Annotated in this window: 12 protein-coding genes; 8 read left to right on the forward strand and 4 right to left on the reverse strand. The window is 38.2% G+C overall.

Annotation, left to right across the window (positions count from 1 at the left end; genetic code table 11):
- Window positions 1–275 precede the first annotated feature (275 nt).
- Window positions 276–1,193 carry a DMT family transporter gene (locus QMG11_RS13240; RefSeq protein ID WP_281836575.1) on the reverse strand — a complete coding sequence of 306 codons (918 nt, stop codon included), beginning with the start codon at window positions 1,191–1,193 and terminating at the stop codon, window positions 276–278.
- 714 nt (window positions 1,194–1,907) lie between these two features.
- Between QMG11_RS13240 and QMG11_RS13245 the strand changes: the two genes are divergently transcribed.
- From QMG11_RS13245 to QMG11_RS13255, 3 genes are read left to right on the forward strand one after another with little or no spacing between them, the layout of a single operon-like run.
- Window positions 1,908–3,104, forward strand: a complete 1,197-nt coding sequence (locus tag QMG11_RS13245; protein WP_281836577.1) for a hypothetical protein — start codon at window positions 1,908–1,910, stop codon at window positions 3,102–3,104.
- Between the two features lie 2 nt (window positions 3,105–3,106).
- Window positions 3,107–3,574, forward strand: coding sequence for a three component ABC system middle component (locus QMG11_RS13250; RefSeq protein WP_281836579.1), 468 nt, complete (start codon window positions 3,107–3,109; stop codon window positions 3,572–3,574).
- On the forward strand, window positions 3,571–5,475 hold the full coding sequence (locus tag QMG11_RS13255; RefSeq protein WP_281836581.1) for a DUF3732 domain-containing protein: 1,905 nt from the start codon (window positions 3,571–3,573) through the stop codon (window positions 5,473–5,475). Before QMG11_RS13250 ends, QMG11_RS13255 begins: the two co-directional genes overlap by 4 nt.
- 411 nt (window positions 5,476–5,886) lie before the next feature.
- On the opposite strand, the gene QMG11_RS13260 is transcribed toward QMG11_RS13255, so the two are convergent.
- Together QMG11_RS13260 and QMG11_RS13265 are read right to left on the reverse strand one after the other, a co-directional pair.
- On the reverse strand, window positions 5,887–7,089 hold the full coding sequence (locus tag QMG11_RS13260; RefSeq protein WP_281836582.1) for a GGDEF domain-containing protein: 1,203 nt from the start codon (window positions 7,087–7,089) through the stop codon (window positions 5,887–5,889).
- A 164-nt stretch (window positions 7,090–7,253) separates the two neighbouring features.
- Window positions 7,254–8,090 carry a phosphate ABC transporter substrate-binding protein gene (locus QMG11_RS13265; RefSeq protein ID WP_281836584.1) on the reverse strand — a complete coding sequence of 279 codons (837 nt, stop codon included), beginning with the start codon at window positions 8,088–8,090 and terminating at the stop codon, window positions 7,254–7,256.
- Window positions 8,091–8,461: 371 nt separating this feature from the next.
- On the opposite strand from QMG11_RS13265, the gene QMG11_RS13270 reads away from it, so the two are divergent.
- Entirely contained in the window at window positions 8,462–9,685 is a 1,224-nt protein-coding gene (locus QMG11_RS13270) for an aminopeptidase (RefSeq protein WP_281836585.1), read from the forward strand.
- A gap of 193 nt (window positions 9,686–9,878) precedes the next feature.
- Here the strand turns inward: QMG11_RS13270 and QMG11_RS13275 are convergent, their stop codons facing one another.
- Window positions 9,879–10,529, reverse strand: a complete 651-nt coding sequence (locus tag QMG11_RS13275) for a Crp/Fnr family transcriptional regulator (protein ID WP_281836586.1) — start codon at window positions 10,527–10,529, stop codon at window positions 9,879–9,881.
- A gap of 347 nt (window positions 10,530–10,876) precedes the next feature.
- On the opposite strand from QMG11_RS13275, the gene QMG11_RS13280 reads away from it, so the two are divergent.
- The 4 genes from QMG11_RS13280 (at window position 10,877) to QMG11_RS13295 (ending at window position 13,031) form a co-directional block, all read left to right on the forward strand.
- Window positions 10,877–11,098 carry a hypothetical protein gene (locus QMG11_RS13280; RefSeq protein WP_281836587.1) on the forward strand — a complete coding sequence of 74 codons (222 nt, stop codon included), beginning with the start codon at window positions 10,877–10,879 and terminating at the stop codon, window positions 11,096–11,098.
- 105 nt (window positions 11,099–11,203) lie between these two features.
- Window positions 11,204–11,524 carry a hypothetical protein gene (locus tag QMG11_RS13285; protein ID WP_281836589.1) on the forward strand — a complete coding sequence of 107 codons (321 nt, stop codon included), beginning with the start codon at window positions 11,204–11,206 and terminating at the stop codon, window positions 11,522–11,524.
- 83 nt (window positions 11,525–11,607) lie between these two features.
- Entirely contained in the window at window positions 11,608–11,925 is a 318-nt protein-coding gene (locus QMG11_RS13290; protein WP_281836590.1) for a tetratricopeptide repeat protein, read from the forward strand.
- 494 nt (window positions 11,926–12,419) lie between these two features.
- Window positions 12,420–13,031 (forward strand): helix-turn-helix transcriptional regulator, encoded by a 612-nt coding sequence (locus QMG11_RS13295; protein ID WP_281836591.1) that lies wholly within the window; start codon window positions 12,420–12,422, stop codon window positions 13,029–13,031.
- The last annotated feature ends 5 nt before the right edge of the window (window positions 13,032–13,036 follow it).

The raw sequence follows: 13,036 nt of genomic DNA on the forward strand, positions 1-13,036 counted from the left end.
TACGTTCCTCAAAAGAAGGAGACAAAACAGAGCCACTCGATTGAGTGGCTTTTTTTATTTTTTGAACCTTCCTCCTTTGGAATAAAAAAAGCCCGGGAAATCCCCGGGCCTTTAGTGCTTTGAAGTTTTCCTTTGTTGGAGTAAGGTTAACTTTCCAGGAAAAAAGCAAGAAGAGCCAGAATAGCAAAAACCAGCTTTAATGCCTTCTTCTCCATAAAGAATGATCCTGTGAGGTATATTACCGATGGTATAACTGACTTCATATTACTTCCTCCTTAACTCAGCTGGGCTGCAGCTCTTCTTCTCTTGAAATTAATATTAAGCACTCCCATGGATATGAGGATTATCCCCATCCCAGCAACCTGCATACCTTCCAGTACCTCCCCAAAGGTTAGGTAGGCAAGAACAGCAGCCACAAGGGGCTCCATGGAGATAATGATACTTCCCGTGCTGGCCTCTACATACTCTGTGGATTTAACGTAGGCAGCGTTAGGTATAACTGTGTTTATCACTCCCAGGATAAAGAGGTTTACCATCATCCCGTGAAGGTTCCCCCCCTGGAATACCTGGAAGGTGTTGGCAAGGTCCGTGAAGAACAGGAGAAAGATGCTGGCAAAGAGGAACCCGTAGATAAGTAGGGTATCCTTGCTGTACCTGTCCTCAACAAACTTCGGCATAACAACCTGAAGGGCAAAGGTTATCCCTGCAACTATGGCAAAACCTATCCCCAGAAGATCCATGTCCAGGCTGTCCAGTTTATACCCCTTGGAGATAAGGAAACACCCCATGAGGGAAAGCCCTATGGCCAAGCCCTTCCTCGCAGTGAGCTTCTCCCTGAAGAATATCTTGGAGAAGATGATAACCCATACAGGGGAAGTGAACATAAGCACCGTGGCAACAGCTATTGGTATCCTTGAAACAGCTATATTGTAGGCAACAAAGGCCAGACCAAAGCTCAGAATACCATAGACAGCACAGAAGAGAAGCCCCCTTCCGTCTATCTTCAGCACGCTTCTGTCCTTCCTCCCGAAGAACACCAGGTAAAATACAAAGGCTATTGCAGTACGGAAGAAGGAGATTGAGAAGGGATCCAGCTGGAACTCATTCAGGTTCCTTATGGTGATCCCCATAGATCCCCAGAATAATGCCGCCATGGCTACCATGAGCAGACCGATACTTCTTTTGTTTTTCATAAAAAAATCCTCCTAAAATTTTGGTAACAAAAAAAAGACAACCGCAGCTGTCTTCAAAAAAAAAACAACTGGATCAACAATTCAATTTAGCGGAATGGACGTAGTAACGCCTGATGACACTTCCGCAGCACCAGTGAAATGGACGGCAACTTCCCGCCTAATGACACTCTCACAGCACCCTTGAACTGGTGAAACCCAGTTTGATGATATTTAATATTGTTTTATGTTATCAAATCCAAAAAAATCTGTCAAGAGTAAATTTTAATTTATTATTACAATGGATAATGCCTACTATATGGAACATTTGAGGAAGTCTAGATTAAATTTTCAGGAGAAAATTCACCCCATATTTTTTGGGAGTCAGAGGAAAAAAGTTGTTATTTTAAAGAAAAAATCTGAGGAGGATAGGCAGAGGAGCAATATGATAAAAGTCCTAAGCTTTAAAGGGAACTTTCTATAGTTGTGTATTCTTTTAGTTGGTTTTGGCAACTTTACGTAGAGTAAAACGTTGTGTGGTTGATTAAGTCAATTAACTTTGGAAGTGAAAAGGAGTATTATTGAAATAGTTGAAAAGAAAAGAGAGTGAAAGTTCTACAGAGTTATAAATATTTGAGTACAGTGGATTGTATTAAAAAAATTAGTAGCTATATAATTATAGTTAGTTATTATAAGTCACTTAGTTCAAAATAAGCCTTTAAAAAATCAGGAGGGGAAATGAAACAGGATAGTGATCTTAAAGTAAAAATTCAAAAACCTAAGTTATATCAAGGTAAAAACTACCCTTTGGAATGTATTGGAGATCAAGAATTTGAAAAAATTACATCAATCCTTTTTAATTGCAGTAGGGAATTAAAAGGAAAATATGATTATTCTAAAGCAGAATTAATAGAAGGTGGATCAGACAAAGGTCGAGATGTTATTTGTTATGATGAAAATGAAGAAGTGAATATTATAATTCAGTGTAAACATTCTATAAATCGCCATACTAAAATGGGGAAGCTTTATGGACAAAAAGAAATATTAAAGACAATAGCAAATATATACCTAGACAAAAGTATGGTAAAGGAAAATGAATTTAAATATATTCTATTCATTGCATATGGTATAACTGTTGAAAACAAAAATAGTTTAGAAAAGTTTTTTTATGAAGATGTAATGGAAAAGGACACTATTCTTAGGCAAAGAATTAATAAATTAAAATCAGATGATGGAGAAGGGTTTGTAAAAATTAGAGAAGGAATTCCAAAAGTTACAAATAGCGTTTTAGAAGATTTTAGAAAAATTGCTAAGAGAATGACGATTCATGTAGAGGAAGAAAAAGAAATTCAAAGTTATTTAAGAAACGTAGAAGCAATAAAATTTAAAGATTTCTTTGAAATGAAAATAGTTATAGAAAAACCTAAAGATTTATTTGCTTTCCAGCCTAATAATGATAAAGAAATGTTAAAGAGTGATGAGGTAAAAAAACATAAAGAAAAAATATTTTATAAAGAGTTGGAGAAAATAGAATTAGATAATAAAAGTAAAGAAGAAGCGTTATTAGACTTTCAAAAAAAAATACTTTGGCAGTTAGAATTGATAGATCATATGGAAGTAGAAGGAGAAAAATTGAGATATTCTTTAAGTGAATATGAAAAGGATATTTTAAGTAAAGAAAACGGCCATAGAATGAATTATAAAGATGATATTTTGTTAACAAATGATGGTGAAGGAATAGAAAAACTAGCTGTTCCAACTCAAAAGACACATTCAAGAAAGTACTATAGACAATTTATGAATGATATAACAAGAGAAGTAGCAACTTTAAGAGGATTTTCTGAAGTACCTTCAGGATTTACTAAAGGAACATGCCACGATTTAGTAGAGTCAAAAGAGATTAAAGGGTGGCATTTAGGAGAGAAGGAGGAATAAGAATGTCAAGTTTTGGTCAAAAGCTAATAAAAGTTACAGATAATCCATTTTTTATTGCTGAAATTTTAGCAGTTGCATTTGAAAATTTTATAGATAAAAGAAGAGCTACCTTGTGGGATGCTTACCTTATAATTCCTCTAATTCTGAAAAAAAGAACTAGAGAGAGGTTTGTTTCAACAAATAAAACAGGAACAATAATAAACTTATTTTCAGAAATTAAAAAAGTTGATTTATTAAGTTTGGAAGAAGATGTAAAAGTATATAAAAAGAAGGTTAACAAAGCAATTATTATTGGAATTGAAAGAGGTATAATATCTTTGAATAAGGAAACTTTAAGCTTAAATGGTAAGAAGACGAAGGGATTATTAGAGGACGAAAATTATAGAAAAGCTTCTCAAAATATAGGAAAAATATTTAGTAAATACGAGGTTTATGAAATATTTGAATTTATGGAGGTATACAACATATGAAATCTTACATTTCAAGAATAATAGCTTTTTCAGAAGATGGATATAAAAATGAAGTGAAGTTAAAAGAAGGTTTAAATGTAATTACTGGAAATTCTAAAACAGGAAAGAGTGCGTTACTTGAAGTAGTAGATTATTGCCTCTTTAATTCAGCAGATTGTATTCCGGCAGGGGTTGTAAGGGAGAATATTGAAGTATACGCAGTTGTTATAGTTTTTCAAGATAAAAAACTTATTTTAGGTAGAAAACCATTTAATAATGGTGGTAATAGAACAGGATTCTATTCTCTAGAAAGTTTGGGCTTTCAAGAAAAGAATATAGATTCTAATTATTTTAAAAATAAAAAAAGTAACTTTAGACCAAAATCTGAAGTGATTAAATTTTTATTAGAGATATTTAATGTTAGCACATCTACAAGAACAACTTATGTTAATAATAAGCTAAAAAAGCAGACTCCTACTATCAGAAATATTTCTTCTTTTATTTTTCAACATCAAAATTTAATAGCAAGTAAGTTTGCCTTATTCTATAGGTTAGATAACTCTGAAAAAAGAAAATCTGTAATTACAGAGTTTCCTATTTTTACGGGATTAGTAAACCAAAACTATTATCAATTAGCCGTAACCAAAGAGGAGCTAATCAAAGAAAAAAAACGTTTAGAGAGAGAAATAAAAATAAATAACCAGCTTGAAGAAAGTTTTATATCTAAAGTTAATAAACTAAGGGCTGAAGTTTCTGAATTATTAAATATTTCTAATGATTTTAACTTAGATGAATTAGAAATCAGTAGCCATATTAAAAATACAGATACTTTACTTAGGGAAAAACTAAAGTTAGAAGATGAGGTAGAAGGATTAGAAAAAAATATTTATCAAACAGGACTACAGTTGTCAAATCTAAATAAAGTAATCATTTCTAGTAATAAAATAGAAGATAAACTTAAAAAAAGAGCATCAATGAACTTTCATGAAGTCGAGAAATGTCCTCTTTGTAACTCCGAGCTAGAAGAGCTTAATAATGAAATAAAGAGTTTAAATAATCAAAAAAAAGAGATATTTGGGATGCTTACTGGTGTTCAAAAAACTTCACCTAGAGTAATTGAACGTCAAAATGAATTAAAAGTGAGTCTTGAAAGTTTAAAGAGATTAAAGAATAAGAAAAATAGAGAACTAAAGGACATTGAAGAAGCATTTGATTTATCAAAAAAGAAAAGTTTATATCATTATATTTTCGAAAAAAAAATAGAGTTAGAAATAACAGAAAAAAAACTTACTAATAAGGATGGAGAACTAGAAAAAGAATACGATAAAATTTCTGAAGAATTAGATGATTTAGTTAGAGAATTAGATGGATATGATTTAGAAAAGAAAAAATCTGAAGCAGAAGTTGAAATTTCAAAATTTATGAATAAAATGGCTAAAAAGCTAGATTTTGAAGTAAGCTTGGGAAAACCAGATTTAGTTTTTGATTTGAAAAACTTTGATTTATATCAAAGGCGAGGAAACGGGAAAATTTATTTATCATCTATGGGGAGTGGCTCCAATTGGTTAACATGCCATTTATCATTATTTATGGGGTTACATTATTATTTTGCAAGTAGAGGAAATAAATGTTCTATTCCAAATATTTTGTTTTTAGATCAACCAAGTCAAGTGTACTTTCCTGATAAAGAATCTATACACAATAAAGAATCTAAAGATTATAAAAATGTTGAAGAAATTTATAAGGCAATTTTATGGGGAATTAGAGAAATTGAAAAAGAGACTGAAATAAAACCACAAGTTATTATTATGGATCATGCTGATAATTTGGATTTAGGTAAAGAAAATGATTTTGAAAGTTATGTAAATGGAAATAGGTGGAAAGAAAAAGGAGAAGGATTTATAAAGGTTGATCAAAATTAGAATAGTGTGTATAAAATCTTATATTTTTAAAGGAAGTATAAGGTTTAAAAAATAAGTAGTAGAATTTTAAATATTCATAGAAAATTTGTAGAGATAAGTTTATAACATGCGTCTACTTGTAATAGCTATAAAAGATTCTAAATAAGCTTTTAAACAGTCGACTGCAGGTAGTCGTTGGGCTACACTTATTATTCCTACTTCGTTTCGTCGAGCAGGATAGGTTCTATCCAGAGCCCGGAAAAGAAACGGAAACCTTGCTATACCTAAAAAGACAATTACCGGAGGTCTTGAACTTTGGGCACCTTTCTTTCAAGAGAAAGGTGCTCCTTTTTTTATTTGAAATAGATTTTACAAGGGATACAGGTACTATAATTAAAGCGAGGCTTCTCGCCTCTCTTTTCTATTACAAAATTAAACCAACCCAAACTCCACCCGATTCCTCCCCCTATCCTTAGCTCTGTAGAGGAGTTCATCCACCCCTGTGAGAAGCCCCTCTATATCCTTGGATGAGCACCCTTCTACTACCCCTATACTCATTGTGATCCTCTCACCCTCTGGAAGGTACTCCGCCTCATATTCCATAACAGCCCTTCTCAGCCTCTCAGCTGTTTCCAGAGCCTGGGTAAGGGTAAGCTTAGGCAGGATGATGAGAAACTCCTCCCCGCCCCACCTTCCAAGGGAGTCCGAGGAACGGATATTTTCCCTGGTTATCCTGGTCACATCCACTAGCACCCTGTCCCCTACCTGGTGTCCATAGGTGTCGTTTACCCTCTTAAAGTGGTCGATATCCGCAAGGAGAAGGGAGAAGGGGGTCCCGTAGTTTTTAAGTCTCTCCACCCTTCCTGCAAGGATCTCCTCGGTCCTCCTCCTGTTCCAGACCCCTGTGAGGGAGTCCGTTGTGGCAAGGAGCCTGGTCCTCTCAAGGAGCCCCTCCCTCTCATCTGCAGCCTCATCTGCCCTGGAGAAGAGGTTGCTGATGATCATCACCTCAAGGAGGAAGGCCAGAAGAACGGTAAGCCCCTGGCTCAGGAGAACAAAAAATCCATCCATCATGGGGGTGGAGAAGTAGCCCTCCACCCTCCCCTGGGCAAGGGCATAGAGGATCCTCAGGGTGTTCACTGCTATAAAGAGCAGGGATAGCCACCCAACCCCCAGGGCGTGCTTTCTGAGCTTATTGGGAGAACCCCAGAAGATCAGGTATGCCACATGGAGGAAGATGGGTATGGTCATGGCTGAGAAGAGGACTATCCTAATCCTTACATCGGGGGCTATGAAAACGTAGTAGAGGTAGGTAGTGGTAAATACTCCCGTGTAGATATAGTAGGGCCTCCTCTGAATGTTTAGTTCCAGGAAGCATCCCATACCAAGGAGGAGTAGAAGGATACTTGAAAACATGAGGATGTTGGGGAGAAGCACCGATATAGTAGGGGGAAGCCCCCTCCAGAATGCAGCCAGGGTGAGCCCCGCCGAGTGGAGGATGAACTCTCCCAGGAAAAATTTGAGCCCCCTAAAGGTCCTCCCGTAGGAAAACCAGAGGTGGAGGATGATGAGGGTGGTGATATAGCTGATAAATATATAGTTTATAATAAGGGTATTCATATGAAGGTAGTTCACCTGGGGGTCACCTCCCGAATCAAAAAGTTTACACAGATAACTATCTATCTACTTCTCGAAATCTGCCATATATCCTCTTCCAGAGGGAAGGTTTAGGAGGGAATTTTGCAGGATAAAAAAAGCCCCTGAGTACTCAGGGGCAGGTTCTTTAAAACTTTAAAATCTTACTTCGCAGGTACAAACCCCTCTTCAGCTACGATAGCCTGTCCCTCAGGTGAAAGGGCAAACTCGATGATGTTTGAGATAACCTGGGATCTCTCAGCTGGTGCATACCAGAAGAGCTCCCTTGCAATGGGGTACTTCTTGCTGGATACATTCTCAACTGTAGGAGCAGATCCGTCTACTTCCAGAGCCTTAACGGTCTCATCCATGTAGGCCATTCCCACATAACCGATTGCATTCTCATTGCTGGCCGCTTCCTGCACGATAGCTGAGTTTGACGGAAGGAACAGAGTAGCATCTGCATACTCCTTAGCTGACTTCTTAACTCCCCCTCTTACTACAGCCTCCTTGAAGTATACATGGGTACCAGAGGATGAATCCCTCGAAAGAAGTATGATAGGAGCATCCGCTCCTCCTACCTCCCTCCAGTTGGTGATCTCTCCGGAAAAGATCCTACCTATTACCTCCTTGGAAAGGGCATTTACAGGGTTATTTGGGTGAACGATTACAGATAGACCATCCCATCCGAATACGATCTCCTCGAGAGGGTTTCCTGCATCTGCCGCACTCTTAAGCTCACTCTCCTTGGCATCCCTTGAAGCCATGGCAATATCTGTAGTTCCGTTGATGGCCGCAGCGATACCTACCCCGGAACCTCCACCAGTTACTGCAATCCTTGCATCCCTATTGCTCCCCATATAAGCTTCCGACAGCTGCTGGGTTACATTTAGACATGTATCCGATCCGGTGATCTGAACCACCTGGGATTTCTCCTTATTGCTGCCACATGCAGCCAGTAATAATAACGATACTCCCAAAAGCATTTTCTTTAACATCATAATTCCTCCTAGAACTTTTTTTCTTATCTTTCTTATACAACCACTTTACAGTAAACTTGTAAAAGGGGTATATAGAAAGTGTAAATGTTGTGTAAATGGCCCCTTATCCTAATTCAGACCCGTAAATTGACCCTGAGGAAGGTTTGGGAGTATAGGTCGGTGAGGGGAGGAAGGTGCAGATATCTTCCCTTTAATGGTCCTTTGCGGGCAAAAAAAAATAAAAAGTTGCATAAATCACTTAACTTTAGAGGTAAAAAAATACTATAATTAGGGAGGATATCCCAAAATTTAAGACTTAGAGGGGTATTTGGTTTAGGCTTCCGGCAGAGGAAGCAGCGAGAGTTTAAAATTAGTACAGAAGGAGAGTTGAGATGGAAAAAAGATTGATGGAGTATGCCAACCTGGCTATAGCAACAGGGGTAAATGTTCAAAGGGGTCAGAAATTATATATAAATGCTCCCATCCATGCAGTTAAGCTGGTAAGGATGCTAACAAAGATTGCATATGAAAGGGGAGCAGCAGAGGTGGTTCACAACTGGATGGACGATGAGCTGGAGCTAATGAAGTACAGCAACGTAACTATAGAGGATCTTTCGGTATTTCCTGCATGGAAGATAAAGCAGATGGAGGACCTGGCAGAGGAGGGGGCTGCTTTTCTTCACGTGATCTCCCCAGACCCGGAGCTTCTAAAGGATATAGATCCAAAGAAGATAGCTGAGGCCAATAAAGCCAACTCCATAGGACTCAAGGCCTTCAGGGAGAAGATGATGAAGCCGGACAACGCATGGAGTATCATAGCGGTACCCAATGAAGCATGGGCAGAGAAGGTGTATCCAGAGGCAACTACCGAGAAAGCAATGGAGATGCTCTGGGACAGTATCCTAAAATGCTCAAGAGTGGGAGAGGGAATGGCTGTGGAAAACTGGGATAACCACAACATCAGACTGAGGGAGAAAACGGACCTTCTTAACAGTAAGAAGTTTGTTAAGTTCCACTACAGATCCGAAAAAACAGACCTCATAGTAGAGATGTCTCCAAAGCAGGCATGGAAGGGAGGGATATCCGAGACAACCAATGGGGTATCCTTCAACCCAAATATCCCAACAGAGGAAGCCTTCTCCATGCCAAAGAGGGACGGAGTAAACGGGGTCCTTGCCAGCACAATGCCTCTAAACTATGGAGGAAACCTTATAGATGAGTTTGTTCTTACCTTTAAGGATGGAAGGGTAATCGACTTTACAGCAAAGAAGGGGTATGAGATACTGGAGAACCTTCTCAATACAGATGAGGGTGCCAGATACCTTGGGGAGATAGCCCTTGTACCGGTGGATTCTCCCATCTCAAACCTAAACACTATCTTCTACAATACTCTCTTCGATGAGAATGCTTCATGCCACTTTGCCTTTGGAACAGCATACAAGGGTTGTATAGAAGGGGGCGAAACTATGACCGAGGAGGAGCTTAAGGAGAACCAGGTTAATACAAGTCTGGTTCATGTGGATTTCATGGTGGGAAGTAAAGACCTGAATATAGATGGAATCGATGAGGAGGGGAACAGGGTTCCTGTCTTTGTAGATGGAAACTGGGCAATATAGTAAGGAGTTATAGCATTTAAATTAAGAGGCGGCAGGTATCTTTTATTATGGGATACCTGCCGCTTTTTTATTGTTAAGGAAAGTATAGAACTTATTAAAAATTTTCATGAAGTAATTAGTATTCCAACTGATTATTAGGATGCAACGTCACGTTGCTTTTTATTTAAGTTATAGAATTTTCAGTTGAAGATATTTAACCCTTAAGGAGCTCCCTGGCTAACCTCATATCAATTATCCTTAGGGTCCTTCCCTCCTTCTCCAGGATACCTCCTGCAATGAGCTTTTTGATTATCCTCTGAAGGGTACGTATCTCGATGTGGAGCATCTGAACCAGGTCCTCATTGGAGGTATAGGTGATCTCTCCCCCAGTGGAGATAAGAAAATCCACAACATACTGTTCATTGGAGAGGTTGACCTTGGCAGCATGTTTCTTTATGAGTTTTAAAGCATTTTTGACTATAGCCTTGTTTAACAGGTTATTTAAGCCAGTGAGGGTCTGGGCACCGATACTGTCCATAATCCTTATCATTGGTACCTCTAAGACTGTGGCAGAGGGCATCCCCTTTAATATAATATCCAGGGACTTATCTACCAGTAGTTCCAAGTGGCCCAGGCAGTCACCCTCCTGAAACTCCATGGTGACCTCCAAGTGATCCTCTATAAACCCTGTAATCACAACCCTCCCCTCCACTACAATATAGAGGCAGTCATCCTTGGGTATGAAGATCTCATCCCCAGAAAAACTTTGCAGTGTAAAGTAGTTGTTGAGGGATCTAGAAGAAATTATATTTAAATCCTCTGAAGTTAACTGAGGCATTAACTCAGATAGCTGTTCAATATTCATAGCTCCTCCTTTGCCTAATATTCATTTAATTATAGCAAACTTAAGATACTGAACTCCACTTTTTGTTAAAATTTTAAGGGAGGATAAGGGGAAGAAGAACTCCTCCTCTGTAAACCACTTAAAAGAATCCTTATCTATATATGAATCATAAAATATATTTTATGATTTCTTTTGGAAATTAATTACCTTGGTATAAATTCTTTAAAGAGAAATATGGTTTTTTATTAATAAAATGGACTAAAGCACTTGTTTTCCCCTGGAGATATATTGATAATATGTTTAAATTGAAATTATTTTCTGTGAAAAATCTGTTTCTTTATGGAAGGGATATAGGGGAAGATTTCTAGATGAAGGGTGGAGTGGCAGTGGAGGAGTTAATCGAGAGGATTAAGATATTGCACGCTGATATTGAGAGGGAGTGCAATGAGAAGCTGGAGGTTTTAGAGGAGTGCAGTCGGAGGGATGGCCAGTGCAGTGGATGCTCCCAGGGGGAGAGGTGCAGGATAGATATGTCCAAGATAGTTAAGATCTCTCAGCTATATAATGAGCTGAGGTCCAGAGAGGGCTAAATGGTAGTGAGGGGGGCAACTTTTCAGCAGAGGGTTAACAGGGAAAGATTTAAGGATGAATATTTGGGGCAGTGGAAGGTATAATGAAACATCGAGGTGAATTGAATGTTTGAAAAGCTATTGGAAATCGAAAATTTATATAGATATTTAAAGGTGGAGTACAGTTTAACAAGGACCGATGTAAAGATTATTATCTCCAGTGTGAAAAATGACAGCCTCTATCTCCTGGGGGAGAACCTGGAAACAGACAGATCCCTTATCTCCAGAAGGGTAAAGAGGCTGCTGGAGAAGGGCTTTCTTCACAAGAGGGCTGAAAGTAAGGGGTATAAGATAATCCTTCTTCCAAAATCCCACAGGGTATTAGATGATATCAGGGATTTTCTGAGGGATGCAGACTTAGAGGGACTCATTGCAGCTGAGAAGTAGGGAGGATCTAGATGTGTTGGCTCTAGATGGTGGTCTTTATAGGCGGAAGTTATCTGAGGTAGGTATCGATGGAGGTGGAGGTAGTGGAAGGAAGTCAGCTTTTTTTGGAATCCAATCCCAGGGAAGCAAAAAAATTCGTGTATTATGGTAATATCAGGTATTTAAAGAGGGACTATGAGGGTGCCCTTGAGTACTATAAAAAAGCTTTGGAACGGGACTACTTCGATGGGGGAATCCACTACAACCTGGGTCTTATAATGGAAAAACTTCAGGATTATGAGGGGGCTCTGAGGAACTACCTTACCAGTATGAAGTTGAGCTGTCAGACTGAAACCTACTATGCCAAGTCTCAGAGGAAGGTAAGAAACCTCAAGCTTCACCTGAAAGCTAGGAAGAAGTAGGTAGAGCTTATTAATAATAAAGAGAAGGGGACTCCCAGAGGGTCCTTTTTTATTATTAAAAAAGCATAGAATCAAAAACTTGTATTTTTTAGATTATGAATTGGAAAAACTTTAGATATAGTACTGTAGATGTTTAGCAGATATATTTAAGTATTACAAAATGCCGTATAACTTTTCCTTCTGGATGTTTAATTTTTTTAGTATAGCCTTCAAGAAAATTTATAGAAAACAAGTATAGACTATTTGACTTTATCAACACTAATTAAATGTAATAGTGCAGATCTCCAAAAAAACTTTATTGGTGTACACTCTTGTGTTCCTTGGTTTTACTGGTGTGTAGTGGTGGTGTAAAAAAAGATGGAAAAAACAGGGGGAAAAGGTATTGTGTTCTAATGAAAATTAGTGTAATATCTGAGACATAGAGAGGAACAACAAAGAGGAAGACAAAATATTTAAATATAAATTATTAGTGTACTCTAATGAGGTGGTTAGGAATGTATTCTGAAAGACAGGAAAGAATAGTAGATATAGTATTAAAGAGAGGGCCTATAACGGGGAAGGAGATCGCTGAGATCCTGGGAGTAACCAGAGGAGCTCTGAGAACAGATTTCTCGGTACTTACAAAGGATAAGGTCATAGCTTCTAAGACAAAGATAGGTTACTCATACCTGGGAAACGGAACTCCCACAGGGAAGAAGCTGGGAAGAAAACAGGTAAGTGACTATATGAGTATGCCAAATATACTTCAGGAGGAAACTACTGTATATGAGTCCATAGTATCCATCTTTTTAAAGGATACTGGAAGCATATATGTAACTAAGAACGGAGTACTTTCAGGAGTGGTCTCCAGAAAGGATCTTCTTAAGCATATGATGGGGGGAACGGACAGCCGTAACTCACCTATCGGAATGATAATGACGAGAATGCCCAACGTAATCTTCTGCTACAGAGATGAATCGATTCACAGTGCAGCTGAGAAGATGGTGGAGCATGAGATAGATTCCCTTCCAGTGGTATCTGAGATAGAGGACGGGAAGTATAAGGTAGTAGGAAAGATATCCAAAACAACAATTACAAAAATCTTCGTAGAAGAGTTTAAGGGGTAGATGAC

Origin of the sequence: Propionigenium maris DSM 9537 (assembly GCF_027925155.1) — a bacterium.
Classification (GTDB): Bacteria; Fusobacteriota; Fusobacteriia; order Fusobacteriales; family Fusobacteriaceae; genus Propionigenium; species Propionigenium maris.

What these genes read in the sequence shown, in the direction of transcription:
- QMG11_RS13240 (WP_281836575.1), bottom strand. Translation starts at nt 1,193, where the DNA reads ATGAAAAACAAAAGAAGTATCGGTCTGCTCATGGTAGCCATGGCGGCA.
- QMG11_RS13245 (WP_281836577.1), top strand. Translation starts at nt 1,908, where the DNA reads ATGAAACAGGATAGTGATCTTAAAGTAAAAATTCAAAAACCTAAGTTA.
- QMG11_RS13250 (WP_281836579.1), top strand. Translation starts at nt 3,107, where the DNA reads ATGTCAAGTTTTGGTCAAAAGCTAATAAAAGTTACAGATAATCCATTT.
- QMG11_RS13255 (WP_281836581.1), top strand. Translation starts at nt 3,571, where the DNA reads ATGAAATCTTACATTTCAAGAATAATAGCTTTTTCAGAAGATGGATAT.
- QMG11_RS13265 (WP_281836584.1), bottom strand. Translation starts at nt 8,090, where the DNA reads ATGATGTTAAAGAAAATGCTTTTGGGAGTATCGTTATTATTACTGGCT.
- QMG11_RS13270 (WP_281836585.1), top strand. Translation starts at nt 8,462, where the DNA reads ATGGAAAAAAGATTGATGGAGTATGCCAACCTGGCTATAGCAACAGGG.
- QMG11_RS13275 (WP_281836586.1), bottom strand. Translation starts at nt 10,529, where the DNA reads ATGAATATTGAACAGCTATCTGAGTTAATGCCTCAGTTAACTTCAGAG.
- QMG11_RS13280 (WP_281836587.1), top strand. Translation starts at nt 10,877, where the DNA reads ATGAAGGGTGGAGTGGCAGTGGAGGAGTTAATCGAGAGGATTAAGATA.
- QMG11_RS13285 (WP_281836589.1), top strand. Translation starts at nt 11,204, where the DNA reads ATGTTTGAAAAGCTATTGGAAATCGAAAATTTATATAGATATTTAAAG.
- QMG11_RS13295 (WP_281836591.1), top strand. Translation starts at nt 12,420, where the DNA reads ATGTATTCTGAAAGACAGGAAAGAATAGTAGATATAGTATTAAAGAGA.